Origin of the sequence: Rhizobium sp. FKL33 (assembly GCF_005222915.1) — a bacterium.
GTDB lineage: Bacteria > Pseudomonadota > Alphaproteobacteria > Rhizobiales > Rhizobiaceae > Rhizobium_E.
In genome coordinates this window covers 1-1064 of the sequence record NZ_STFX01000054.1, presented here as the reverse complement: position 1 = coordinate 1064, position 1064 = coordinate 1, and the positions used below count along the sequence as shown (strand labels likewise).

The 1064-nt window shown below is 62.5% G+C and carries 2 protein-coding genes; both read right to left on the bottom strand.

Annotation, left to right across the window (positions count from 1 at the left end; translation table 11 throughout):
• Positions 1–283, bottom strand: a 283-nt coding sequence (locus tag E8Q41_RS26040; RefSeq protein WP_246660304.1) for an NAD-dependent epimerase/dehydratase family protein, incomplete at its 3' end; no start/stop codon positions are given.
• Between the two features lie 5 nt (positions 284–288).
• Positions 289–1064, bottom strand: a 776-nt coding sequence (gmd, locus tag E8Q41_RS23405; RefSeq protein ID WP_137157864.1) for a GDP-mannose 4,6-dehydratase, incomplete at its 5' end; no start/stop codon positions are given.

Below are 1064 nucleotides of genomic sequence, written 5' to 3'. Positions count from 1 at the left end.
CATGGATGATGTTGGCCTCGATCATCAGGTTGTCATAGAGAAAATCGGCCGGATAGGTGTCGTTGGCGAGAATGCCGCCGACCTTGGCCGCGGCGAGAAACACCGCGTCCGGCCTGGTCTTCTCGATCCAGGCGGTGGTGGCCGCCTGGTCGCGCAGATCGGCGTCCGCGCGCGAGGCGGTGACAACCTCGGCGCCTTCCGACGCCAGCCGTCTCACGATGGCGGAGCCCACCATGCCGCGATGGCCGGCCACCCAGACCTTCTTTCCGCTGAGCGAGTACATCGGGCTCACGCTTCCTTCATCACGGTGGCGGTCTGCATGACCTTGAGGTCTTCATTGACCATTTCGCGGCAGAGTTCGCGCACGGGCGTCTCATGCTTCCAGCCGAGCTTGGTGTGCGCCTTGGTCGGATCGCCGATCAGCAGCTCGACTTCGGTCGGGCGGAAATAACGCGGATCGATCTCGACCACGACCTTGCCGGTCAGCTGGTCATAACCCTTCTCGTCAACGCCTTCGCCCTTCCATTCCAGATGAATGCCGACATCCTCGAAGGCCCAGGTGATGAACTGGCGGACTTCGGTGGTTTCGCCGGTGGCGAGCACGTAATCGTCGGGCTGGTCCTGCTGCAGCATCATCCACATGCCGCGCACATATTCCCGCGCATGGCCCCAGTCGCGCTTGGCGTCGATATTGCCGACATAGAGCTTCTCCTGCTTGCCGAGCCGGATGGCGGCGGCGGCGCGGGTGATCTTGCGGGTGACGAAGGTCTCGCCGCGCAGCGGGCTTTCATGGTTGAACAGGATGCCGTTCGAGGCATGGATGCCATAGGCTTCGCGGTAGTTGACCACGATCCAGTAAGAATAGAGCTTGGCGGCGGCGTAGGGCGAGCGCGGATAGAACGGCGTCGTTTCGCGCTGCGGCACTTCCTGCACAAGACCATAGAGCTCGGAGGTCGAGGCCTGGTAGAAGCGGGTCTTCTTTTCCATCTTCAGAATGCGGATGGCTTCGAGCAGGCGCAGCGTGCCGATGCCGTCGGCGTTGGCGGTATATTCCGGCGTCTCGA